The sequence below is a fragment of the Rickettsiella endosymbiont of Rhagonycha lignosa genome (genome assembly GCF_964031165.1).
GTDB lineage: Bacteria > Pseudomonadota > Gammaproteobacteria > Diplorickettsiales > Diplorickettsiaceae > Aquirickettsiella.
Window position 1 is genome coordinate 686,844 of record NZ_OZ035011.1, and the last position, 25,566, is coordinate 712,409.

The following is a 25,566-nucleotide window of genomic DNA, read 5'->3' on the forward strand; positions in this document are numbered from 1 at the left end:
TTCATTCAGCAATTGTCGATTTAAGGAAGGCTTGTAAATCATTCTTTTGTACTGAATATAGGCTATCGAGTAGTTGAGAATAAAAACTGCCAGGACCTGAGGATTTTTTTTCTGCATATTCGCTAACTAATCCCATCCAAGCCATCGCATGCACGCAAGCATTGAATCTTTCCGGATTAATTGCTAAAAAACTGGCAATCATAGCGGTTAATGAACATCCCATACCGACCACTTTAGTAAGTAAGGGTGTGCCATAATCTAAGGTGATTGTTTGTGTGGCACTGACGATAAAATCAATTTGGCCACTGACGACTACGATGCATCGGTATTGTTCAGCTAAGGTTTGCGCAGATGCAAGGGCATGACGACTGATTTGTGTTGAATCGACACCTTTCGTGATGATGGAAGTATCTAACAAAGCCATGATTTCTGAAGCATTACCACGGATGACATCGATACCTCTTTTTATAATAGTTAAGGAGGCTTGCGTGCGATACCGGCTGGCACCGGCACCGACCGGATCGAAGACGATAGGGATATTACGTTTTAAAGCAGCGTGTTGAGCTTGTTTTATGGCAGTCAACCACGTTTCATCAAGAGTACCGATATTGATGACTAAGGCTTGGGCTAATTGAATAATTTCTACTATTTCCTCTTGGGCATGCGCCATAATCGGCGCGGCCCCTAATGCGAGCAAAAAATTAGCGGTAGTCGGCATAACGACTAAATTAGTGATATTGTGGATTAACGGATGGGTTTGACGGATTAAATCGACGTCATGGTATAGCGATTCTAAGGTAAATGCATTGATATTCGAGAGGGAGGCGCTTTTAACTGAGCAATTTTTTGTTTTCAATGTACTTCTTCCTACGCAGGTCTTAGCCCGATCAGGTTATGAGGGTTGAATGGGAACATTCTCTCAGCCTTTAAAAAAAGCACCCCTGGAGTGGCTACTATTAGACAGGAATTAATGGGTCGGATCAAGTGACTTTTCTTGGTCATTGCCAGTGAGTAGTGCATAACAATCTACACTAACACGACATCCGATTGCAGGCGCGCGCATACAACATTTACTCGCCATGATGGGCCGTTTGCTGCTATAGTTTGGGCATGGAAAATCAAACGCTGAAATCGATCTGTGAAGCCGCTATTCTTGCTGCCGGTGAACCGGTGAGTATTGAGCGCTTATTCGATTTATTTAATCCGGAAGAACGGCCGACTAAAGCAGATCTGAAGAAAATTCTGTTGGAATTAAGCGAAGATTATCAAGATCGCGGAATTCAGTTAAAGCAATTGGCGAGTGGTTATTGTTTTCAAACCGCTAGTGCACTCAATGCCTGGGTTAAACGACTCTGGCCGGAAAAATCAGCGCGTTATTCACGTGCTTTCTTGGAAACCCTCAGTATTATTGCGTACAAACAACCCGTGACGCGCGGAGACATTGAAGCGATACGTGGTGTGTCAGTAAATCCAAATATTGTTAAAACCTTGCTGGAACAAGAATGGATACAAGTGGTTGGGCAACGTGAAGTTCTAGGACGACCTAATCTCTATGCAACGTCGAGATTATTTCTTGATCATTTTGGTTTAAAAGAATTAGCCGATTTGCCGCCTTTTCCTTTGCCGCAAATGACAGAACCGTTAGAGATTTCTTTGTCTGCTGATAGCGAAGCGAAAGATACTTCACTTGATATTCTACAAAATTAAATTTAAATGCTTTATTCTTTTGAAGGCAGACATCCAAAGCTATTAGGTAAAGATATTTTTATTGCTGAAAGCGCTGATGTGATTGGCGCCGTAATTATCCATAATCATGTCATTATCTTACCGCAAGCGGTAGTCCGTGCCGATAATACCGTGATAGAAATTGGCGAAAATAGTAATATCCAAGATGCTGCGGTATTGCATACCGATCCAGATATGCCGATGCAAATTGGTCGATTTGTAACGATTGCTCATCATGCCATGGTGCATGCGCAGGCGGTGGGTGATTATTCAGTTATAGCCATTGGCGCAAAAATATTGAATAATGCCGTGATTGGTAAACACTGTTTGATTGCAGCGAATGCTATGGTATTAGCAAATCAACATATTGCGGATGGTTCTTTGGTAATGGGCTCTCCTGGTAAAATAAAACCATTGACTGCCCAACAAATAGCGGATATGCAATGGTATGCGCAACATTATTCAGCAAAAATTCATCGTTATCAAAAAGGACTTAAACGATTCGATCCCAAAACTTGCGAATAAATTTTAGTATGATGGGTTTGTGTGTAAGTGCTTACCGCAGTGAGTATTAATAATACTGCAATAAAAATTCTTGCTAACATACTAATCCTGTATCAAACTTTTCATCCTGAAAAGTATCATTTTAAGTATACCATTAAATCACTATTGGAAAAAAAATATAGCAAGAGAAAAAATAGCAGCGATGATGTTTAATTTAGCATAGTATAAGAGGATTAACTGGCTTTATTTCTTATGAATGAAAAAATACAAAAAATACTGGCTAATTTAGGTATTGGCTCGCGTCGCGAAATAGAACGTTGGATCCGCGCGGGTCGAGTGCGTATTAATCAGCGGCCTGCCAAGCTCGGCGACAGAATTGATTTAACCGCAAAAATTTTTATAGATGGTAGGCCAATTCCGCTCATATCCCCATCCGATTTTAAACGACGTGTATTGATTTATCATAAACCTGAAGGCGAGATTTGTGCACGTTCGGATCCCGAACAACGACCGACAGTATTTGAACATTTACCACCGTTACGTGGTCAACGTTGGATAATGATTGGCCGTTTAGATATTAACACCTTAGGGTTATTAATTTTCACCAATGATGGTGAATTAGCGCATCGTCTATCACATCCTTCTTACGAAATTGAACGCGAGTATGCCGTGCGTGTATTAGGTAAAGTGGATGAGAAAATTTTGCAGCGTTTAAGACAAGGGGTGAAGTTAGAGGATGGCATGGCGGCATTTACGCGGATTGAAGAGCGTGGCGGATCGGGTGCCAATCATTGGTATCATGTAGTACTTAAAGAAGGGCGCAATCGAGAAGTTAGACGTTTATGGGAATCGCAAGGGGTTGGTGTTAGTCGTTTATTGCGCGTGCGCTTTGGTAATGTGAGCTTGCCGGAAGATTTGAGCAGAGGGCAAAGCCGCGAATTAAAAACCGACGAGAGTCAAAAATTAGCTCGCTTGGTAGGTTTAGATTGAGTTGCGTATTTAAAGGAACAGATCATGCAAAAGGATTGCAACAGAAATCGTTGGTTAAAATACTATTTAATTACACTTATCTGTATCTATACGGCTAATGGCTTAGCGGATTCCTTAGCACCACGATTTTCTGCGAATGCCTATACCGGTGTTTATACAGTAGGATCAGCGGATTTAATGTGGTCACTCGATGGCAATGAAATCCACAATTTCTATGTGAATCCACAAGCTGCTTATGGTAGTGATCAACAATGGCAGGCAGATTTAGGCTTAGGTTATCGTTGGGTTAATAACGACGCGGCTATTTTAGGTTGGTATGCGTTTGCGGGCCGTACACGTGTTAACAATAATAGTGATTTTTGGATAGCGAATCCTGGCGTGGAAGTATTAGGAAGGCGTTGGGATACGCATCTTAATGCTTATATCCCGGTTGCTGGGCGTAGTAATGAAGTGAATTTTCGATACGAATTTAATTCAGTAAGCGAACCATTTTTTACTGGGCATAGTGAAGTAATTAATAACCTATTTGATCTTGCCAATGAAATTGAGAGAATTGGCAATGGTGCGGATGCCATGTTGGCTTACCAACTTTTTCGAGAAGTGCCTTTAAAAGCCTATTTAGGCGCTTATTTTTTTGATATTCACGGCACAGATAATTTACGCGGTGGTGTTGCTGGGTTTCAATATTGGTTTGATCCAAATATTAAAATTTTTACTAACTTTAGTTATGATAATTATCAACACAGCAAGGTGATAGCAGGCATCGGTGTGAGTTTTGGTGGGGTGAGAAAACATACCGCCGATCCTTCCCTGTCAGAAAGATTAACTGATCCTGTTGAGCGTTATTTGGCGCATTGGGGCCATGGTTCAGGTATTCCCAGCCGGACTATTTTCTTTGCAGAAGGCCAAGGAACCAGCACACAATTAATTAATGATAATATTGCTTTTTTCACTCAAAGCGGAAGTCCAAATGATGGCGGTATTGGCTTAACCTTAGCTAACTGTACGTTTGAAAATCCTTGTGCCCCTAGTGATTTCAGTCAAACTGGAGTAAATACCTTAAATACTTTATTAGCAAATACCACAATGTTTTTTAATGGTGGTAGTTACCCAGCATTGAATAGCGCAGGTACCGGAGCGATTAGTTTAAACCCAGGACAAAGTGTTTCTTCTCGTTCAGCAGATTTTAGCGAAAGCGCAGCGGGTGCAAATCGCTCGATTTTTAATGGTGCGTTTATTTTAACGAGTAACAATACCTTGAATGATATTATTTTATTACCTACGAACGATACGGCAGCAGGCAATGCAGTCAATGCCACTAACGCTAGTAATGTGAATGTTAATGGCAGTCAAATAGGTAGTGCTTCCAATCGATTTCTTAATACGGCTATCTTATTATCTGGCAGTCAATTAGCATTAAATAATAGCGTTGTTTTTGCGGGTCGACGTGCCGTTAGAGCAGAAGCTAATTCTTCATTTAGCATTCAATCAAGTCAAATGGATGTGACGCGAACTATAAATGGAGGAATAACGGGAATAAGTATAACTGGGAACAGTACGGGAAATATGGAAAATAGTCAGTTAAATGTAAGTGGTCGAGGTAACGCCTTTGGCGTTAATGCATTGAGCAATTCACAAATTACTATAGCTAATAGTGATATTTCTGTGACGAGTACAGGGGGTAATTCTATGGTGAGAGGGATAATGACAAACACGGGAGGTTCAGCCCTCATGGAGCTAGGTAGCTTATCCGTAACAAGTCCTAGCCCAAATGCCGCTATAACCTCAGGCGCAAATATTTCATTGGATTTGGTAGCTTGCACACTTAACGGAACGACAGTTGTTTGTTAGCTTTACTACGAGTTACTGCCGCGATAGTACGTAAAGTATTTTTTATTTTAGACCAAGCTAATTCGATGGGTGATAGGTTAGGGAGTATGGAGGAGATAGAGTAAGCGAGCTCCTGTCTTTTCAATAGCTTCTTTAACGCCAGCGACTTATAAGCTGAAAGATTATCCATGACCACTACGTTTCCTGGTGTGAGTTTAGGAACTAAGTTTTTTTGAATAAATGCTGAAAAAATAGTGCCATCCGTGTACCAGGCTCCAAACAGGCTGGCTGTAAAACCTTGACAACTTAATGCGCCTATTAAGGTAGTTCGCTGACCCGGGTAAAAAGCAGATTACCCTTTAGCACGACTTTTTCCTACCGCTCTTCCATACAAACGACTCATTCCACCATGAACACCTGATTCGTCAATAAAGATAAGTTGGCTGGGGTCGAACAGGTTATCCTATCTGAGTAGCCGCCGCCCTGGCTATTGCTGCATCAATATAATTAGGATCTACCTCTACTCCGATATATTCTCTTACAATCTCCTGCATTTTTTCAGAATGAAGAAAATCAACTGCTTTTTCATAGAAGGCATCACCTGATAATTTAATATTATCGCAAATCTTCTGTATTTCTTTAGGACGAAGAAAATCAAATGTTTCTACTGCTTCTACAGAGAAGGTATTACCTGATAATACACGTAATAATTCTTTAGTAAGTTCAGATACATCAGCCATTAATTTTTTTCTCCCTTCTCTACTAAGCTTTCGGGCAGATAATCCACTGCAATTATTCATATTGGCAAATAATCCATGGGCTGTAGTTTCGAGACTACGTAAGTTGTTTCCTAGCGGTAGTTCCACTTGGAGTAGAATCTTTATAGCTTTATGAGTTTCGCTTTGCCCCTCACGGAAGTTAGGATGGAACAAGCCTTTCAATTTTCTTAAATATTCACGAAGTATACCATCAAAGATTTTGTCTAAATCTTCATCCGCCTCGGGGTTCTCGAAAAAACTGTGGGGTGAATTGTTCTTATACATAATTTCTCCTACATTAAATTGCATTGTAGCAGGACTCAGATCAAGCCAAGTGCTTAGTTACAGCCACGCAGATAGCGCTTGAGACATAACAAACATTCTAGCAAAATTTTCTTACCATACTGCCAATATATTATTTTATATAATTTTATTGTCTATTATTTGTACAAAAGGGGCACTTATTATTTGCATTCATAATGCTAGAAAAAAGTACAACTTATTTGTATTTGTCTGTTAATTAAGCGTATAATCGCCCAGTCTTTTTTACCCTGATTCATTAAAAGGCTTACAATTTGTGAGTAAACGACCGATTAATCTTAATTTATTGACGATTCGCTTTCCTATCACGGCAATCGTATCAATTTTGCATCGAATTTCTGGTTTTTTCTTATTTTTAATGATCCCAATCTTTTTAGCTATCCTGTCGCTGAGCTTACATAGCCCAGAGGCTTTTTTTACCGTGCACACCTGTTTTGCGCATCCAGTCACTAAATTGCTCATCTTGGGCTTTTTATTTGCGCTTTTTTACCATTTATTAGCCGGTGTTCGTCATTTGTTGATGGATACGGGCGTTGCAGAAGAATTAAAGTCCGCGCGCTTTAGTGCTGGCTTGGTTATTGTGCTGGCGATAGGTCTGACCGGTCTGATGGGAATTTATTTATGGTAAAAAAATTAACTAATGTAACCAGTCTTAGCGGTAATGGGTTACGTGATTGGTTAATCCAGCGTACCACATCGGTGATTTTGGCAGTCTATATTATTTTTTTATTGGGATTTATTCTTTGTCATCAATCATTAGATTATGTCACCTGGCAGAACTTATTTAGTCATATAGGTATGCGTTTGTTTAGTAGCTTATTTTTATTGAGTTTATTTTGGCATGCCTGGATTGGCATGTGGACGATAGTGACGGACTATATTAAATCAGCGAGTTTACGTTTAATCACTCAACTCATTATTATCATTGCGCTATTCCTCTATTTTGTTTGGGGTTTAGTTATTTTCTGGGGCACAATCTAATGGCCTTGCCTACTTATAGTTTTGATGCCGTGATTGTGGGTGCGGGTGGCGCAGGTATGCGCGCGGCATTGCAATTGGCGCATTCTGGTCAGAAAGTTGCATTAATCTCTAAAGTATTTCCAACGCGTTCGCACACGGTTTCAGCACAAGGTGGTATTACCTGTGCCTTGGGAAATGCGCATGAAGATGATTGGCGTTGGCACATGTACGATACGGTGAAAGGTTCAGATTATTTAGGTGACCAAGATAGTATTGAGTACATGTGTAAAACCGGTCCTGAAGCGGTGTATGAGCTGGAACATATGGGCTTACCGTTTTCACGGATGGACTCCGGAAAAATCTATCAACGTCCGTTTGGCGGACAATCAAAAAATTTTGGTGGTGATCAAGCGGCGCGAACCTGTGCTGCTGCCGATAGAACCGGTCATGCTTTATTGCATACCCTGTACCAACAAAACATAAAAGCCAAAACGCATTTTTTTAATGAATGGTATGCCATTGATTTGGTTAAAACACCACAAGGCCAAGTCGCTGGACTCACTGCGTTGTGCATCGAAACCGGTGAAGTGGTTTTTTTTCATACACGCGCAACTATTTTAGCAACGGGCGGTGCGGGACGAATTTTTCAATCAACTACCAATGCGATGATTAATACCGGGGATGGTATCGGAATGGTGTTACGTGCAGGCTTTCCAGTACAAGATATGGAAATGTGGCAATTTCATCCGACCGGCATCGCTGGGGCTGGCGTTTTAGTGACAGAAGGTTGTCGTGGCGAAGGTGGATATTTAATTAATAAAAACGGTGAACGCTTTATGGAGCGTTATGCGCCGCATGCAAAGGATTTAGCTTCGCGGGATGTGGTCGCGCGCGCTATGGCATTAGAATTACGTGCTGGAAATGGATTTAATCCAGAAGGGACCGATTACGTAAAATTAAAGTTAGATCATCTTGGCGCAGAGATTATTAAAAAACGTTTACCTGGAATTCGTGAATTGGCATTGACCTTTGCGCATGTGGATCCAATTACCACACCTATTCCTGTTGTTCCAACTTGTCATTATATGATGGGCGGAATACCCACCAATGTCCATGGTCAAGTGATTACGCTGGATATTGAAGGTCAAGATCAAGTCGTTGAAGGTCTATACGCGGCAGGAGAGTGTGCCTGTGTTTCCGTGCATGGTGCAAATCGATTAGGCGGTAACTCTTTGCTGGACTTAATTGTATTTGGCCGTTCTGCTGGATTACATGTTGGCGAATCTTTAATCCAAGATTTACCGTTACTCACTATTAATCAAGATGATTTAGATGCGGCATTAAATCGCTTGAATCGTTGGGATCAATCTAAACAAGGTGAAAGTTTGGTTGAGATTCGACATGCGATGCAAAAAGTGATGCAAACTGATTTCGGGGTTTTTCGTACCGCGAAATATATGGAAGAAGGTTTAGTTAAATTAAAACAATTAAAGGAACGTTTAAATCACGCTGTTTTAACTGATCATAGTCAGGTGTTTAATACCGCGCGTATCGAAGCCTTAGAACTCGATAATCTTATGGAAGTAGCCTATGCTTCAGCGGTATCGGCGTTAACTCGCGAAGAAAGTCGTGGTGCGCATAGTCGCGAAGATTTTCCAAAACGGGATGATAAAGTTTGGTTAAAACATCTACTGTATTTTTCTAAAGTAGATACGATAGATTTTAGACCCGTGAATCGGAAACCTTTAACCGTACCACCCATGGAGCTTAAAGAACGAACCTACTAATGCATAATCGTCGTCTTTTTTTGATTTCGTTGTTGGATTGCCTTTTTTGTACACTCGGCTACTAAAACCAATCCGCCTATAAATCAAATAAATACTTGATTCTGTAAGGAGGTTAGCTAGATATCTATGTGTACATTATTTTTTGTTTGATTTTTATTCATTAGGTTAAATTATGCAATTTTCCATTTATCGTTATGATCCCGAGATCGATAAAAAACCTTATATGCAGGATTACACACTGGAGATCGCCTCGGGTAAAGACATGATGTTATTGGAAGCTTTGGAATGTTTGAAGGAACAAGATCAAACTTTAAGCTTTCGCCGTTCTTGCCGTGAAGGAGTCTGTGGATCCGATGGTATGAATATTAATGGTAAAAATGGTTTGGCATGTATTACGCAAGTTTCGTCCTTGCGTTCGCCGGTCGTATTAAGACCGCTACCGGGGTTACCGGTGATACGTGATTTAGTAGTGGACATGGAACCTTTTTTTCGTCAATACGAAAAAGCTCAACCTTATCTTATTAACGATAAAGAACCGCCGGCAAAAGAACGCTTACAATCACCCGAAGAACGTGAAAAATTAGATGGGCTTTATGAATGCATCTTGTGTGCTTGTTGTACCAGTGCTTGTCCTTCTTATTGGTGGAATCCTGATAAATTTTTGGGGCCCGCCGCGCTATTGTGGCTTTGTCGCTTTTTGGTAGATAATCGCGACGATGCTAAAGAACAGCGTTTAGCTGAGTTAAATGATCTCTTTAGTTTATTTCGTTGTCGGACCATTATGAATTGTACGACGGTATGTCCTAAAGGACTTAATCCGGCTAAGGCAATAGGCCATATTCGCTCTGAGCTTTTACAAGAAGAAGTGTAATTAAAATATTCTCAATAGGGTAAATTCAACCATTATGACTGAGCAATTAAAATCGGCGCAGGCCTTACAAAAAAATTCCTATCTTTTTAGTGGTAATGGTAGCTATTTAGAAACTCTGTATGAACAATATCTACACGACCCGAGTCAGCTAAGTGCTGATTGGCAAACCTATTTTAGCCAACTCAGTGATAAAGAAAATGATGTTTCGCATGCTGATATTCGCGCTTATTTTACTGAATTAGCGCAACGACCCCTCGAGAAAAGAACGGTTCATGAGCCCAGTAATTTACATGATAAACTACTTAGTTTAATTGATGCTTATCGCCGCTATGGCCATTACCAAGCGCACTTAGATCCCTTAGCCTTAGCTGCAAAACGTGAAATAATCGATTTAAGCTTAGAAAATCACGATATTAACGCGCAAGATTTAACGCGCATCGTTAATCTTAATGGTTTACTCGGTTTACAAAGTGTTACCGCGGAAAGTTTACTGGCTCAGCTTAAAAAGATCTATTGCAGCAGTATAGGCTTTGAATATGAACATATTACCGATCATGGGCAACGAACTTGGTTGCAAGAACGTATCGAAGCGGTTGCGGGTAAACCGAGTTTCGCAGCACAAGTAAAAAAAACTATTTTAAAAGGTTTAATTCAGGCTGATGGTTTAGAAAAATTTTTGGGTAATAAATTTGTTGCACAAAAACGTTTTTCTTTGGAAGGTGGAGATAGTTTAATCCCTTTACTCGAAGAGTTAATCGCGCATGCAAGTGCCGCTTCGGTACAAGAAATCGTCATTGGTATGGCGCATCGTGGCAGATTAAATGTACTTATTAATATTTTAGGTAAATCGCCAGCAAAACTATTCGAAGAGTTTGCCGGTAAGTTAACGCAAGAAAATCGTTCGGGTGATGTCAAATACCACAAGGGTTTTGCTGCCGATATAAAAACCGATCACGGGGTCATGCATGTCGCTATGGCATTTAATCCTTCACATCTGGAAATTGTTAATCCCGTGGTGGAAGGTTCCGTGCGCTCACGCCAAGAGCGTCGCCAAGATAGTGGAAGAAAACAAGTATTACCATTATTGATCCATGGTGATGCCGCTTTTTCCGGTCAGGGCATTGTGATGGAAAATTTTGAATTATCACAAACCGAAGCTTATGGTACCGGTGGAACTTTACATATTGTTCTGAATAATCAACTTGGTTTTACCACTGATCCGCAAAATGCACGTTCGAGTTGGTATTGTACTGATCCTGCTAAAATTGTTGATGCACCGATTTTTCATGTTAATGGTGACGACCCCGAAGCGGTATTATTTACTTTACAACTTGCGTTTGATTTTCGGCAAACCTTTAAAAAAGATGTTGTCATTGATTTAGTTTGTTATCGTCGTCACGGACATAATGAAGCCGATGAACCCGCAGCGACCCAACCATTAATTTACCAAACCATTAAAAAACTGCCCACCGCAAAACAACAGTATGCCGATGCCTTAATTAATCAAGGGGTGGTAAGTGCAGAAGAAGTTCAACAATGGTCCGATGAATATAGAAATCGCTTAGATAATGGCCAACCTGTTGTGCATCGCCTTACTAGCGATTACGAAAATCCTTATCGTATTGATTGGCGTCCTTATCGCTATCAAGATTGGCGGTCACCCGTTGATACGGCCGTTGATTTATCCGTATTGAAAAAATTGGCTACGCAACTAGAAACTTTACCGCCAGGGTTTGTATTGCAAGCGCAAGTGGCCAAAATTATGGAAGATCGTCGTAAAATGACAGCTGGCCAGTTACCGTTAAATTGGGGCTATGCCGAAACCATGGCTTACGCTACCTTATTGCAAGATAACTATGAAATACGTTTATCTGGTCAAGACAGTGAACGCGGCACCTTTTTCCATCGTCATGCAGTGCTCCATGATTTTAATACCAATCAAACCATAACACCTTTAGACCAGTTGGCTAAAAATCCAAATGCATTTACTGTGATTGATTCAATACTTTCAGAAGCGGCGGTTATGGGTTTTGAATATGGTTATGCTATTTCGAATCCGAATAGTTTAGTGATTTGGGAAGCGCAGTACGGTGATTTTGTTAACGGTGCGCAGGTGGTTATTGATCAATTTTTAAGTTCTTCAGAACAAAAATGGGGTAGACTATGCGGTTTAGTTTTATTCTTACCTCATGGTTATGAGGGTTCCGGTCCAGAACATACCTCGGCTCGTTTAGAGCGTTTCTTACAACTTTGCGCCCAAGATAATATGCAAGTGTGTGTACCGAGTACACCGGCACAGATTTTTCATTGCTTGCGACGACAAATGTTAAGACGGTATCGAAAACCTTTAATTTTAATGACACCGAAAAGTTTATTACGCCATAAATTAGCCGTATCAACTTTGCAAGAATTGGCGAGCGGTACCTGGCAATCCATTATTTCGGATAGTGAAGTTGACGTCAAAAAAGTAAAACGTGTCGTTTTATGTAGTGGTAAGGTTTATTATGATTTACTCGAACAACGGCGTACGCAAAACCGTGAAGATATTGCACTGATACGCATCGAACAATTATATCCTTTTCCAGACATCGAGTTGCGTGCTGTACTAAATTCTTATTCCAAAGTAAAAGATATTGTATGGTGCCAAGAGGAATCTAAAAATCAGGGTGCTTGGTATTGTATCCAACATGAACTTGTTGCGTGCCTAGCAAAAATCCAAACGCTACGGTATGTGGGTAGGCCCGCTTCCGCCGCTCCTGCGGTGGGTTCACCTTTGGTGCATACAGAAGAACAACAAACTTTGGTTAAAGAAGCTTTAACCTAAAAGCTGAGTTAATATTATTTAGAGGTATCCAGAAATGAGTATTGAAGTAAAAGTTCCGATGTTACCTGAATCGGTTGCCGATGCCACCATTCTAAAGTGGTATAAAAAACCAGGTGAAATGGTTAAGCGGGATGATAATTTAGTCGATCTGGAAACTGATAAAGTTGTTTTAGAAGTACCGGCACCCGCCGACGGTGTGATGGGCGAAATTGTAAAAGAAGCAGGAACTGTGGTTAAAGCGGGTGAAATTTTAGCGCATCTAGACATTGACAAGGAAGCTAGTATGAAAACAGAGAAACCCTCTTCATCTCCAGTAGCACCCGCACCCGTCGCAGAAAAAACGCTCTCCGTTGATAGCGGTGCTAATTTGGCAGGTCCTGCTTCTAGGCGTAAACGGAGTATTCAGGAACCAGAAAGTCTGTCGGCTAATAAAAAAGAACCCAGTTCTGCAATTCAAACTTCAGCAACCCATGCTAACGCGCCTTCCGCAGCGTATGCTATGTCAAGTCTTCAAAATCAAAGCATGGAACGCGTGGAAAAACGTGTACCTATGACACGGTTGCGCGCGCGTATTGCTGAGCGACTAGTGGCAGCACAGCATAATGCGGCTATTTTAACCACTTTTAATGAAATTAACTTACAAAAAGTGATGGAGTTGCGCAGTCTCTATAAAGATAGTTTTGAAAAGAGGCACGGATCACGTTTAGGTTTCATGTCTTTTTTTACCAAGGCAGTTATTGAAGCTTTGAAGCGTTTTCCAGCGGTGAATGCGTCCATTGATGGTAATGATGTGGTTTATCATAATTATTTTGATATCGGTATTGCTGTTTCAACGGATAGGGGTCTGGTGGTTCCTATTCTACGCGATGCGGATCGTTTATCATTTGCAGAGATAGAAAAAACCATTGCCAATTATGGCCGTAAAGCCAAAGAAAATCAGATTGCTATTGAAGATATGACCGGCGGTACTTTCACTATAACCAATGGTGGAGTTTTTGGGTCACTTTTAGCTACGCCGATTATTAATCCACCCCAAAGCGCGATACTCGGAATGAACAAAATAGAGGAACGACCTGTGGCAGAAAATGGCCAAGTGGTTATTCGACCGATGATGTATGTTGCTTTATCTTATGATCATCGTATTATTGACGGCAAGGAATCAGTTAGCTTTTTAAAAACCATTAAAGAGTTACTTGAAGATCCGTCCCGTTTGTTAATTGATGTATAAGCGCTATCTCATAGCACAAAGCATAGTTTAATGGCGAGCAATCCGTTATCATTATTTTTAAAAAGTATGCTCACAGCAATGGGATTTTTGGTAAGTGCTGTAACCCAGCTGCAATTTATGTGTATATAATATTGACACATAAATTGCAGATAAAGCGGTAACGTAGACAAAAATTCTAATGCGAACAGCTAATAATTAGGAGAAAAAGAAATCCATGAATCTACATGAATACCAAGGTAAAGAACTATTTAGCGAATATGGTTTACCCGTACCCTTAGGTAAACCCGTTAGCACAGTAGAAGAGGCCTTGGCCGCTGCCGAAGCCTTAGGTGGAAATGCATGGATGGTCAAAGCACAAGTACATGCCGGCGGAAGAGGTAAGGCAGGCGGAGTTAAATATGTGACCACTAAAGAGGCGGTTGCGGCGGAAACTAAACGCCTACTTGGTCGACGTTTAGTGACTTTTCAAACCGATGAGCATGGTCAACCAGTTAATCAAATATTGATTGCTCAGCCTTGTGATATTAAACGCGAGTTATATTTAGGTGCAGTATTAGATCGCAGCACGCGTCGTGTTGTTATCATGGCGAGTACCGAAGGTGGTGTTGAAATTGAAAAGGTAGCGGAAGAAACACCCGAAAAAATATTAAAAATTACCATCGATCCTTTGCTCGGGGTGATGCCTTATCAAGCACGTGATATTGGTTTTAAATTGCAATTAACCGCTAATCAATTAAAAGAATTTACGCAGATTTTATTAGGTCTGGGTAAGATGTTCGTCGAGCGCGATCTGAGTTTAGTAGAAATTAACCCTTTGATTATTGATCAAAATGATCATGTGATTTGTTTAGATGCCAAAGTAGTGGTCGATGATAATGCTTTATTTAGACAAGCCCAATTGCGCGCAATGCGCGATCCTTCACAAGAAGATGAACGTGAAAACCGTGCTCACGATTGGGAATTGAATTATATCGCTTTAGATGGTGATATTGGCTGTATGGTGAATGGTGCAGGCTTGGCCATGGCGACCATGGATTTAATCAAGTTACACGGTGGAAGTCCTGCTAATTTCTTAGATGTTGGTGGTGGTGCTACACAAGAAAGAGTCACGGAAGCATTTAAGATCATATTATCCGATGAAAAGGTTAAAGGTATATTAGTCAACATTTTTGGCGGTATCGTCCGTTGCGATATGATCGCAGATGGAATTATTGGTGCAGTTAAGGATGTTGGCGTTAAAATTCCAGTGGTGGTGCGTTTAGAAGGTAATAATGCGGATCTAGGCGCAAAAAAATTATCTGAAAGTGGTTTAAATATCATTGCTGCGAATAGTTTAACGGGAGCTGCGGAACAAATAGTTGCCGCTGTTAAATCTCCGATGACTGCATGATACGCTTCGCATCAGAGTTTTTGGCTGCAAAATAAAACATTTTTATAAAAGGTTAGATATAAACATGAGTATATTAATCGACAAAAACACGAAAGTTATTTGCCAAGGCTTCACCGGTAAACAAGGGACATTTCATTCTGAACAGGCCATCGCATACGGAACGCAAATGGTTGGCGGTGTGACACCAGGAAAAGGTGGAACACGACATTTAGATTTACCCGTGTTTAATACGGTGGCAGATGCTATTGCAGAAACCGGTGCTGATGCCAGTGTTATTTATGTACCAGCGCCTTTTTGTAAAGATTCTATTGTTGAAGCAGCCGATGCGGGTATTTCATTAATTGTTTGTATTACTGAAGGTATTCCAGTATTGGATATGCTAGATGTGAAGGTTTATTTAGAAAATAATACCCATGCGCGTTTAATAGGACCGAATTGTCCTGGTGTGATTACACCCGGACAATGTAAAATTGGCATCATGCCAGGTTATATTCATAAACCCGGCTGCGTCGGTATCGTATCACGTTCAGGGACTCTAACTTATGAAGCGGTTAAACAAACAACTGACTTAGGCTTGGGTCAGAGTACTTGTGTCGGGATTGGTGGTGATCCGATTCCAGGCATGAATTTTGTTGATGTGCTGCGTATGTTTCAAGAAGATCCACAAACACAAGCTATTTTAATGGTTGGCGAAATTGGCGGCACAGCAGAAGAAGAAGCCGCAGATTTTATTAAAACCTACGTGACTAAGCCAGTGGTGGCTTATATTGCTGGTGTAACAGCTCCCGCTGGGAAACGTATGGGCCATGCCGGTGCGATTATTTCAGGTGGGAAAGGCACTGCTGCGGAAAAATTTAAAGCCTTAGAAGCAGCCGGTGTGCACACTGTAAAGTCTCCAGCCGATATGGGTAAAAAGGTTGCACAATTTTTATGATCATTTTTTAATGATAATACACTCACAGCGATGGGATTTTTGGCAAGGCGTCGCGAGAATGAAGCAACCGGAGTGTATTTGTTATACATGAGGATTGCGAGTTGAGCGACAACGTAGACAAAAATTCAAGTGCGAAGAGTAAGCATTCTATTTTACAGGCAATTGGAAATACGCCGCTCGTTAAATTAGAAAAAATAGTTCCAAATAAACACGTAACCATCTTAGTTAAATGTGAATTCGCTAATCCTAGCGGTAGTGTAAAAGATCGTATTGTTGATTATATTATTGCCGATGCCGAACAAAACGGTTACTTAAAACCGGGCGGCACGATAGTTGAAAATACATCAGGAAATACCGGTGCCGCTATCGCGATGCTGGCAGCTGCAAAAGGCTATCGGGCTATTTTGACTATGCCGGATAAAGTCAGTCTGGAAAAACAAAATACTTTGCGTGCCTATGGCGCTGAAATAGTGGTAACTCCAACAGCGGCTGCGCCGGATTCTCCAGAGCATTATGTCAATGTTGCTAAGCGTATTGCTATGGAAACTCCTAATAGTTTTCGACTTGATCAATATGATAATCCAAAAAATCCTGAAGCGCATTATCTCAGTACGGCACCAGAAATTTGGCAACAAACACGAGGTAATATCGATATTTTTATAGCCTCCGGTAGTACGGGTGGTACGGTGTCGGGTGTGGGTCGTTTTCTCAAAGAAAAAAAACCAACCATTAAAGTAATTATGCCCGATCCGGTGGGTTCTATTTACTATGAATATTTTAAGAATGGAAAAATTCCAGAAGGAGGGAATTGTAATTATTTAGTTGAAGGAGTGGGCGAAGATCATATTGCAAAAGCACTCGATTTTTCTGTACTGGATGAGGTTATTCCTTTTACCGATAAAGAAGCGTTTTCGATGGCGCGGCGTTTAGCCAAAGAAGAAGCGTTGTTAGTCGGAGGTTCATCAGGAGCCAATGTTTGGGCGGCATTAAAGATGGCTGCTGAATTGACCGAACCTACTACCATCGTCACTATTTTACCCGATAGCGGGATTAAATATCTCAGCAAAATTTATAATGACGAATGGATGCAAGCACAACAACTTTTGTAATAGATCTTTAACAATAAAATCAAGTCTATCACGCAGGTTATTTAAGTGGTTTAATTTTTATAGAGTAAAATAATTTGTTGATGAAGGTGAAGTACTTAAACAAAAAGTATTGCATTCACGATTAAATTTTATAATTTCTGCAGCTTCTTTAAAAGCGAGTTTACGTTCTTCTTTATCATTAGCATCAAAAAAATGTACGCCTAAATTCTTTTTCCATTTTTCTCGCATGGTTGACGCTTCAGTCCCAAAAAGTTCTTCCATGCGTTGATAAGCGACACTACTTTGCTTTCCTTCGTGGATACGTTGCAGAAGTTCTCGGCGTGCATCGAATTTTTCTTCTTCTTCCCTTTGGTTTTTATTCAACTGCATAAGACGTTCATTTTTAAATTTGATGATACTTGGATCATCTACTATTAAATAGAGTTGTGATAACAGTTGTTGTAAAAAATTCAAATCTGCTTCGCAGCAAGCTTGTAAATGTTGAGGTAGTTTTTTAAGTATAAGCTTCGCTACATTCAGAGGTTTGTCGATATATTCATTGTTTAAAAATTTATAAAAAGATCGATGTATATCTTGACGGGTGTTTTCTTTAACTACATGGATCATAAAATGATCTTTAATAAATACTTTTATGGCTAAGATACTGTTTTCAGCAACAACCGATAGAAATTCTATTGAGTAACTTTTGTTTTTTTCAAGCAGGCCATGATTTGCTTCAAAAACTTTTTTGAGTGTTTCTAAATCAAATGGTTTTTTGGTTAAAGTTTGTATCGCTAGGAGCTGAAACAGAGTAAGTGGGTAAGTATCAGTTGATTCTTGTAGCAGTGTTTGGAATAACAAATCTAGCTTATTTGCAGTCGATTTTTGTTTTGTTAAATCGTTATTAGTCATTTCAGATTCAATATTTTTATAAGAAAATTGGATTAACTGATCGATCAGATCTGAGCGTTGCTCACTTAGACAAAGATCAAGAAAATAAAGGATATTTTCTTGAAAATTTTGATTACTTACTAAAATATTTTCAAAAAAATTAAACCTTGCATTTGAATCAAGTCCAAGGAGATATGAAGTTAATATCGGATTTTGAGTTTCCAGTAATTGATTTATTAAGCATCGAATAAAATTAGCTGAAAAAATTAATGTAGGTGTACCAGAGAAGATAAATTTCAACAAATGTTCAACGAGATACGCATTTAAAATAGTTAGGTTAAATTTATTTTTATCTTTGATAAGTTTCTCTTCACATTCTTTAGCCAATATGGATAATGTCGAATGATAGTCTATTCGTTTGTCGTCGGGCATTGATAAGATAAATTTTAATTTATCGTCGAGTAAAAATTTATCTTTTAAACGAGCGCACCATTTTAGATTTCTTAAAGAACAGTTAGCCGCATTCAATTTGCTAAAATACTCACCATACAATTTTGCGGGTAGTTGCTCTAAAATATCGTTTAATAGAGGAGTACGGGTGTTATCTGGGTTAAGTCGCTCAAAAAACTGTGCTAAGCGTTCATTTGTAATGAGATGAATTTTTTTAGTAAAGATAGTTTTAATAATTTTCTTAGATATATTTATTTCTGATGCTTCATAAGCATATTCTTCAAAAATAAATAATAAATCAGGAAATTTATCCCAAGGAAAATAATTACCCGAGCGCTTAAGATCATCAATGAAATTTCGACATTTAAAATAAAAATTGCTAGGAGTTTTAAAAAAAGGTAGCCAATAATGCAGTAATAAAATCCAATATTTTGGAATATCTTGATCTAAAGAGTCTAAATTCATATGAGCTCCTTATCCTGGAGTTTGATTTAAAAACAATCATTATCTATCAAAATTAAAGTATAGCAAAAAATATTAAAAACGGATATTTTTATTTAATTAAAATTAAAAAAAATCTATTTAATTAAAAATATTATAGAATGCACCTCTTATTTTTTAGAAGAGAAACCTTATGCAAGAAAATATTTCCTTACCAATGAAAAATTCTACGCATGCTATATGTTTGTTTAATGCACAGAGACAGTTAAAAGAATTAAATTTTTTTGATCTCGCTCGCGAAGAAAAATTAAATGATATACAACAAAATTTGGAATGTGCTTTAGAAAAATGGGGTAAAAAAATTGAAAAACATTCTCGAGAAGATAAATTGAGTCTATTGGAACGCACAATAAAAAGCTTAGTTTTTTATAGTAGTTCCTTTTTTAAGAATGATACCCATCAAGAAGATCAAACAAAGTATTCGCAAAATTTTGGTATTAGTAATAGGATGAGCATTAAACATTAAATAAAAAATGCATCACATCGCCATCCTTGACCAGATAGGTTTTACCTTCTAAACGCCATTTACCCGCTTCTTTGGCGCCTTGTTCACCTTGATAACGTATGAAGTCATCATAGCTGATGACTTCAGCGCGAATAAAGCCTTTTTCAAAATCGGTATGGATGCAAGCAGCAGCCTGTGGAGCGGTTGCGCCTTTGTGCACGGTCCAAGCGCGAACTTCTTTGATACCTGCAGTGAAATAGGTTTGTAAATCTAGTAACTCATAACCAGCACGTATCAAACGATCTAAACCTGTTTCAGTTAAACCACAGGCTTGTAAGAATTCTTGTTTTTCCTCATCATTTAAATCGATACAATCTTCTTCTAATTTCGCGCAAATCGCCACTACTTTGGCTTTGTCTGCATGGGCATAAGTCTCTAATTGTTCAAGTAATGGATTATTCGCAAAACCTTGTTCATCGACATTGGCAATATACAAGGTGGATTTGAGCGTTAAAAAAGAGAAGGGACGCAACAACACTAATTCTTCAGGATTGAAATCGAGTTGACGTAATAAGCGACCTTGGTTTAATTCTGGAATAATACGTTCTAATAAATTTTTACTTAGCAGTGCCGATTTGTCATTAGACTTACTGGCTTTGTTAAGACGCAATACGGCTTTTTCAGCGCTTTCTAAATCGGCTAAGGCTAATTCAGTATGGATAGTTTGTACATCAGCAACTGGGTTGACTTGGCCTGTGACATGCACAACATCGGAATCTTCAAAGCAGCGTACAACATGCACAATTGCATCGACCTCGCGGATATGGGCAAGAAATTTATTACCTAAACCTTCACCCTGTGCGGCTCCTTGCACTAAACCGGCGATATCAACAAATTCCATCGTAGTGGGTATTATTTTTTGCGGTTTAACAATCTTGGCTAGCGCACTAAGACGTAGGTCTGGAACTGGGACGATACCCACATTTGGTTCGATGGTGCAAAAAGGGTAATTGGCCGCTGCAATACCTGCTTTGGTTAAGGCATTAAATAAAGTGGATTTTCCCACATTGGGGAGGCCAACAATGCCACATTTAAATCCCATAAAGTGTTCCTGTTATTCTTGTTGTGTATGTAAAATTTGCATCGCGTGTTCTTGGTTACCTTCGGCAAAACGGGTTAATGTACTTAGCGCAAGTTCGATGGCGAGCTCTATTCTTTGTTTATCCGTAACGGAAGGTATCCCCAAGACATAATCATGGACACGATCGCGCTGACCAGGGTGACCAATGCCGAGTCGCAAGCGCCAAAAATCTTTGCTGTGCAAATGAGCCACAATATCTTTTAAACCATTATGCCCGCCGTCACCACCACCTTGTTTATAGCGTGCCACACCGGGTAATAAATCTAAATCATCATGGACAATTAAGATGCACGCGGTGGGGATGCGATAAAAATTAGCAATGGCTTTAACTGCACGTCCGGAATCGTTCATATAGGTGCTGGGGATTAGCACGTAACATTTTCCAGATGTGAGCGACCAGGTCGTCACCGAGGCATGAAATTTATTTTCCACCTTTAAAGCGGATAAGGAATGCTGATGTAATAGCGCATCAATGAGCCATGCTCCGGCATTATGCCGGCTTTTTGCGTATTCTTTACCAGGATTCGCTAAGCCGGCAATCAGCTGTATACTCTTCGCACTTAAACTTTTGTCTATGTTGCCGCTCAATTCGCAATCCTCATCTTTATTGTGTACACCAGATTGCTGTATGGACGCGGCACTTGCCAAAAATCCCATTGCTGTGAGTATAGAGGATGAGTTCCATGCCGAGGATTAATTTTTGTCCTTTTCGGCCTTTTCTTTACCTTCACTGGCTGTTTGTTCAGCATCATCTTTGACATTGATAGCAGGTACTTCAGCCGATTCAGGTGCTGCGGTCAGATCTTCTTCGACAACCGCACGTGGTATATGAATATTGACCACCGGCCGGTCGTCTTCATGACTGATCGCTGCGGTTAATTCAACGCCTTGTGGTAAATTAAGCTGGGATAACAAGATGGATTCATCCAGTCCTAAGCTAGATACATCGACCTCAATGTACTCTGGAAGTGCTGCCGGTAAACACCGAACTTCGACGCTGTTTAATAGTTTAGTAAGGACACCGCCAGCGTCTTTGACACCCGGTGCATCGGCTTCGCCATTAAAGTGTAAGGGCACTGACATGGTGATTTTTTCTTTTGCAGATACGCGCATTAAGTCGACATGCAAGATACGCGGCTTATAGGCATGCCGTTGCAGGTCTTTTAATACCGCTTTTTGTTCGATACCATCGATCTTGATGGTTAAAATATGCGAATAAAAGGCTTCATTTTCCAGTGCCCGTAATATTTGGTTATGTTCCAAAGAGACAGGTAAGGGCGGCTCTGCTGCGCCATACAAAATAGCCGGAACGCGATTTTCAAGACGACGGAGACGGCGGCTCGCACCCGACCCAAACACCTCTCGAGTTTCTGCGTTGAGTTCAAATTGATGATTTGTTGACATATACTTTTTTCCTCAAATTCAAAAAATTATACTCTTCGCACTTGAATTTTTGACTGTGTTACCGTTCAATTCGCAATCCTCATGTAGGTTAATACACTCCAGTTGCTTCACTACGCAGGCCACTATCAAAAAATCCCATTGCTGTGAGTATGTCATCCCGCGACCAGGATGAGTGGGCAGTAGTTTACGGGGATTTACAATAAAACTCCAGGTGTTTTTAGGAGTTTTACAAAAGTTTCACTGAATAAATACCTAGAATTTAGGCCGCGTGATGAGCCTTCCCTAATTACATTTGTCTGTATTACCTAAGGGTGTGGGTCTTTCCTAGATTGCCGTGCATTCTGCGCTCGAAATGTGTTAATTCGCAAAATTGCTAATTAAGTTTTATTTAATGTATTTAGATTAAAATACTAAAGTCAAGAGCAAAAATAATAATAATAAGTAGGAAATAAGCCATGGGTAAATTTTCTTTAGAAATTGATCATACAGCTAATCCAATTCCTGATACAACACAGGAAAATTTTTTTAAACAGCTCAGTATTTTTATTATCAAACAACAAAAAATAAACGATGAACTTAGTGCGATAGCCGAGAAAGTCAGACTCGATCCGAAAGCTAATAGATATCCAAATATTGTAAATCGGAAAACGCAGCTAAGTGCGGAATGCGATAAAAACCAGCGACTTATAAATACAGAAATTAAAAAAATTAACGCGAATAATAAATTTGAAAACGAACTGCGCAGATTACCGCAAAGGCATTTGCAACTTTTAGACAAACAAAAAAAATTAGCTCAGGAATTATGTGAAGAAAAAATAAACGAAGAACAGGCTGAAAGATTAAAAGCTGAAATAAATAATGAGCTTTTTTGGTTATGTTCTGAACCCGTTAGTAGGCTTTATAAAAGTGATTTTCAAAATATCTTGACCAATGGAATTTCTAAAGCAAATCTCTCTTATCTCGGAAAATTGAGCCAATTAGATGAGAGAATCCGTAACACGGCAGAAGATAAAATCGCTGACTATCATATGGAGACAGCTGAGAAACAAATAGCAAAAAATTCTCAAAAGGCAAGTCAACGTGTGAGTGGTTTGATAAAAAAAAATAGCGTAAACAATCCTTGCGACTTTGAAATAGCGTTTGACGAAAACGAGTCTCTGCCAGCACTTTTTACTGTTGATTCTGTCGACCGAATTTATGAATTAGTATTAAACGGTGCAGATCCTAGTCAAGAAAGTGAAGGTTTAGGCCAAACCCCTTTAGATCGTCTATTTTCAACACGGTATGAAATCCAACAGTCATTAAATGGCATTTATATTGCTAAAAGTAGCGTGCAAGCTGCACGACAGATGCATTCATCTAAGGAATTAAAAGTAGAATTAAAAAATCAAAAGAAACATTTGAAAATTGCAGCTGCAGCGTTAAAGCTTGAATTAAAAAATAATGAAACGCATATTAAGGCGCAAATTGAGGTATTAGTGCTGCGAAATCCGGATGCTGAGGTATCGCACTATCCTGATATTGCCCGTTCAGAAAAATATCTGTCGATATGGAATGCGTGTAAACAAGAAGTGGTGGCAATGAAGCAGAGCAAACTGACGGAAACTTGCTGTGTGTATGATTTATTTATCGAAAATATAGAAAAATTACCTGACATACCAGCGAATACTTTAAAATCACTTGGCGCTAAGTTTCCTCACTATTATCCTCTTTTGAAAATGCAAAATGATATAATAGTAAATTATCGTTTAGTATTACCTAAATCTCAACAAGTGATACCAACAACCGAGGGAAGTTTGGTAGGTACTTCGGATAATGTTACAATTAATCGAAAAACAAAAATCCTGGGAGAAACTATGCCAAATGACAATTTAAATAAAAAAAATCCAGATTTTGTAGCAGAATTAAAAGGTATAAAAGGTATAATAGAAAAACAAACTCAAGAACAACCCATTGACTCATCATCTTTAATTTATGCCGATCTTGAATTCAGTGGAATATTTGGAAACAATCCAATTGAAAATAAAGATAACACAGATAAAACCGAATATACTCAAATTCTTTCGCTGGGTTTAATTAATCAAGCAAAAAAAATAATAGCGGATATCAATACTGAGAATAAAAAAATACAAGGGATAGAAAATTCTAAAAAATTAAATCAACCAGCTAGTAATTTAGCTATAATAAAAGAAGAAGTAAAAAAAGCCCGTGAAAACAAGCTTATTCTAGAAACTAAATTATCAGAAATTAGAGGGCCACTAAATAGTGAATTTAACGTAAACTTTGAGCGGTTACAAAACAAAGAAACCGAACTTGAAAAAGATATTAAAGATACGCATGGCCATATCGACAAGTATTATCAATTAACATCTGATTTATTCAATACTAGAAATGAACATATTGGTTTAATTCAAAACAATATAGAGTTTGAAAAAATATTAGCGAATCACAGTAAGGATTTACAAGATGAGGCTGGAACTCCTTTATATCACTTATATAAAGACGAATTAAGCTTACAGACAAAACGATTAGCGACTTTAGAAGAAAAAAAAGAACTTATAAAACTGAATTCACACCTGCATGACCAAGAGAACAATGAGAAGCAGTCCAGTGAAAGTTCTGCTGATATCGACAGCTGTTATAGGAGAATATTGCTACTAAAAAATGAAATCGATATTAAGGAAAAAACTTTTCAAAACGAAGAAATTGAACGCATAACAATAGGGAGTTTGGCACCAGATGGCGCATGTGAATCATCCGAATATGCAATTAATTCTTTCTATGGACAAGAAGAACAGCAAACTTCAGCAAATATTCTTCCTATTGATCCTATTGCTAAGCCAAAGCCATTGTCAGAATCTGAACAGCTAAAAAAACAAATGGAAGCATTAACAATCCAGAGAATAGAGACGATTAATCAACTTCGGAATGAGGAATTATCATCAAAAAAATCAATTTTCTCTTCAGAATTGGATGGAATTGAATTAAGTATTAAAGCAAAATATGACCGTATAGCAGAGTTAGAGAAAGAAAAGCTTGCTGCCCCTGTTGTTGATAGTAATAAGTCTAAACCCGTTGAATCTACTCAAACCGAAAAACAAGGTGCAGTGCCTAAGAAGAAACCTGATTCTGTCAAACCAGCGATAAATCTTGTTGCAAAATTGCAAGAAAGATCAGAACAAATTATTAAAGATTGGCAAAAGCCTTTATCTGAACCAGTTTCTGAGCCGACTCAGCAAAAATTGGAAGAATTGAAAAAACAAAAAGAGTTGGAAGATCTTCTAAAAGCAAAGCCTAAAAAAACTAATCTCTTGGAAAATTCTACAAATAAACAGAGTGCAGTGTCTGCAAAAAACAAAAACCCTGCATTTTTTAATGAACTTAATGAAAAATTGCAAGCAAAGCAAGCAATGCAAGGAACATCTACATCCACATTTTTTGGGTCAGGTAATTCATCTATTTCAGGTGATAAGACAAAAACGCCAAAAATACCAACGCGTAAACAATTGAGTCAATAATAAAAA

Annotated in this window: 22 protein-coding genes and 1 riboswitch; of the genes, 15 read left to right on the forward strand and 7 right to left on the reverse strand. The window is 39.1% G+C overall.

Annotated elements, in window-relative coordinates:
• Position 1 precedes the first annotated feature (1 nt).
• Complete coding sequence (gene thiM / locus AAHI99_RS03125; protein ID WP_342228218.1) at positions 2-856, reverse strand: hydroxyethylthiazole kinase; 855 nt, start codon at positions 854-856, stop codon at positions 2-4.
• Positions 848-953: riboswitch (TPP riboswitch) on the reverse strand. It overlaps the preceding gene by 9 nt.
• A 157-nt stretch (positions 954-1,110) precedes the next feature.
• On the opposite strand from thiM, the gene scpB reads away from it, so the two are divergent.
• The 4 genes from scpB to AAHI99_RS03145 all read left to right on the forward strand — a co-directional run bounded on the left by scpB (position 1,111) and on the right by AAHI99_RS03145 (position 5,070).
• Positions 1,111-1,707 carry an SMC-Scp complex subunit ScpB gene (gene scpB, locus AAHI99_RS03130; protein ID WP_342228219.1) on the forward strand — a complete coding sequence of 199 codons (597 nt, stop codon included), beginning with the start codon at positions 1,111-1,113 and terminating at the stop codon, positions 1,705-1,707.
• Positions 1,708-1,713: 6 nt separating this feature from the next.
• Complete coding sequence (locus AAHI99_RS03135) at positions 1,714-2,250, forward strand: gamma carbonic anhydrase family protein (protein ID WP_342228220.1); 537 nt, start codon at positions 1,714-1,716, stop codon at positions 2,248-2,250.
• Positions 2,251-2,481: 231 nt separating this feature from the next.
• Positions 2,482-3,219 (forward strand): 23S rRNA pseudouridine(2605) synthase RluB, encoded by a 738-nt coding sequence (gene rluB / locus AAHI99_RS03140; protein WP_342228221.1) that lies wholly within the window; start codon positions 2,482-2,484, stop codon positions 3,217-3,219.
• A gap of 24 nt (positions 3,220-3,243) precedes the next feature.
• Positions 3,244-5,070, forward strand: coding sequence for a hypothetical protein (locus AAHI99_RS03145; protein WP_342228222.1), 1,827 nt, complete (start codon positions 3,244-3,246; stop codon positions 5,068-5,070).
• Here the strand turns inward: AAHI99_RS03145 and AAHI99_RS07585 are convergent.
• Together AAHI99_RS07585 and AAHI99_RS03150 are read right to left on the reverse strand one after the other, a co-directional pair.
• The gene (locus AAHI99_RS07585; RefSeq protein WP_425288730.1) at positions 5,045-5,368 is read right to left on the reverse strand and encodes a transposase; all 324 of its coding nucleotides are present in this window, start codon (positions 5,366-5,368) and stop codon (positions 5,045-5,047) included. The two genes, AAHI99_RS03145 and AAHI99_RS07585, sit on opposite strands and share 26 nt — an antisense overlap.
• Positions 5,369-5,507: 139 nt before the next feature.
• Entirely contained in the window at positions 5,508-6,092 is a 585-nt protein-coding gene (locus AAHI99_RS03150) for a hypothetical protein (RefSeq protein WP_342228223.1), read from the reverse strand.
• 292 nt (positions 6,093-6,384) lie between these two features.
• Between AAHI99_RS03150 and sdhC the strand changes: the two genes are divergently transcribed.
• The 9 genes from sdhC (at position 6,385) to AAHI99_RS03195 (ending at position 17,231) form a co-directional block, all read left to right on the forward strand.
• Positions 6,385-6,756, forward strand: a complete 372-nt coding sequence (gene sdhC, locus AAHI99_RS03155; RefSeq protein WP_342228224.1) for a succinate dehydrogenase, cytochrome b556 subunit — start codon at positions 6,385-6,387, stop codon at positions 6,754-6,756.
• Positions 6,750-7,109 carry a succinate dehydrogenase, hydrophobic membrane anchor protein gene (sdhD, locus tag AAHI99_RS03160; protein WP_342228225.1) on the forward strand — a complete coding sequence of 120 codons (360 nt, stop codon included), beginning with the start codon at positions 6,750-6,752 and terminating at the stop codon, positions 7,107-7,109. The genes sdhC and sdhD overlap by 7 nt, the downstream gene beginning before the upstream one ends.
• Positions 7,109-8,875, forward strand: a complete 1,767-nt coding sequence (gene sdhA / locus AAHI99_RS03165; protein ID WP_342228226.1) for a succinate dehydrogenase flavoprotein subunit — start codon at positions 7,109-7,111, stop codon at positions 8,873-8,875. Before sdhD ends, sdhA begins: the two co-directional genes overlap by 1 nt.
• A 172-nt stretch (positions 8,876-9,047) precedes the next feature.
• Positions 9,048-9,746, forward strand: coding sequence for a succinate dehydrogenase iron-sulfur subunit (locus tag AAHI99_RS03170; protein WP_425288726.1), 699 nt, complete (start codon positions 9,048-9,050; stop codon positions 9,744-9,746).
• A 34-nt stretch (positions 9,747-9,780) separates the two neighbouring features.
• A complete protein-coding gene (locus AAHI99_RS03175; protein ID WP_342228227.1) occupies positions 9,781-12,570 on the forward strand; it encodes a 2-oxoglutarate dehydrogenase E1 component in 2,790 nt (929 codons plus the stop codon).
• Positions 12,571-12,604: 34 nt separating this feature from the next.
• Positions 12,605-13,798, forward strand: a complete 1,194-nt coding sequence (gene odhB, locus AAHI99_RS03180) for a 2-oxoglutarate dehydrogenase complex dihydrolipoyllysine-residue succinyltransferase (RefSeq protein WP_342228228.1) — start codon at positions 12,605-12,607, stop codon at positions 13,796-13,798.
• Between the two features lie 214 nt (positions 13,799-14,012).
• A complete protein-coding gene (gene sucC, locus AAHI99_RS03185; RefSeq protein ID WP_342228229.1) occupies positions 14,013-15,188 on the forward strand; it encodes an ADP-forming succinate--CoA ligase subunit beta in 1,176 nt (391 codons plus the stop codon).
• A 64-nt stretch (positions 15,189-15,252) separates the two neighbouring features.
• On the forward strand, positions 15,253-16,122 hold the full coding sequence (sucD, locus tag AAHI99_RS03190) for a succinate--CoA ligase subunit alpha (RefSeq protein WP_342228230.1): 870 nt from the start codon (positions 15,253-15,255) through the stop codon (positions 16,120-16,122).
• A gap of 101 nt (positions 16,123-16,223) precedes the next feature.
• Positions 16,224-17,231, forward strand: a complete 1,008-nt coding sequence (locus tag AAHI99_RS03195; protein WP_342228231.1) for a cysteine synthase family protein — start codon at positions 16,224-16,226, stop codon at positions 17,229-17,231.
• A 57-nt stretch (positions 17,232-17,288) separates the two neighbouring features.
• Here AAHI99_RS03195 and AAHI99_RS03200 read toward each other — a convergent pair whose 3' ends face one another.
• On the reverse strand, positions 17,289-19,016 hold the full coding sequence (locus AAHI99_RS03200) for a hypothetical protein (protein WP_342228232.1): 1,728 nt from the start codon (positions 19,014-19,016) through the stop codon (positions 17,289-17,291).
• Between the two features lie 169 nt (positions 19,017-19,185).
• On the opposite strand from AAHI99_RS03200, the gene AAHI99_RS03205 reads away from it, so the two are divergent.
• Positions 19,186-19,518, forward strand: a complete 333-nt coding sequence (locus tag AAHI99_RS03205) for a hypothetical protein (protein WP_342228233.1) — start codon at positions 19,186-19,188, stop codon at positions 19,516-19,518.
• Here the strand turns inward: AAHI99_RS03205 and ychF are convergent.
• The 3 genes from ychF to AAHI99_RS03220 all read right to left on the reverse strand — a co-directional run bounded on the left by ychF (position 19,508) and on the right by AAHI99_RS03220 (position 22,042).
• Positions 19,508-20,599 carry a redox-regulated ATPase YchF gene (ychF, locus tag AAHI99_RS03210; protein ID WP_342228234.1) on the reverse strand — a complete coding sequence of 364 codons (1,092 nt, stop codon included), beginning with the start codon at positions 20,597-20,599 and terminating at the stop codon, positions 19,508-19,510. The two genes, AAHI99_RS03205 and ychF, sit on opposite strands and share 11 nt — an antisense overlap.
• Positions 20,600-20,611: 12 nt before the next feature.
• Complete coding sequence (gene pth, locus AAHI99_RS03215) at positions 20,612-21,187, reverse strand: aminoacyl-tRNA hydrolase (RefSeq protein ID WP_425288731.1); 576 nt, start codon at positions 21,185-21,187, stop codon at positions 20,612-20,614.
• A 144-nt stretch (positions 21,188-21,331) separates the two neighbouring features.
• Entirely contained in the window at positions 21,332-22,042 is a 711-nt protein-coding gene (locus AAHI99_RS03220; RefSeq protein ID WP_342228236.1) for a 50S ribosomal protein L25/general stress protein Ctc, read from the reverse strand.
• 968 nt (positions 22,043-23,010) lie between these two features.
• On the opposite strand from AAHI99_RS03220, the gene AAHI99_RS03225 reads away from it, so the two are divergent.
• Positions 23,011-25,560 (forward strand): hypothetical protein, encoded by a 2,550-nt coding sequence (locus tag AAHI99_RS03225; RefSeq protein ID WP_342228237.1) that lies wholly within the window; start codon positions 23,011-23,013, stop codon positions 25,558-25,560.
• The last annotated feature ends 6 nt before the right edge of the window (positions 25,561-25,566 follow it).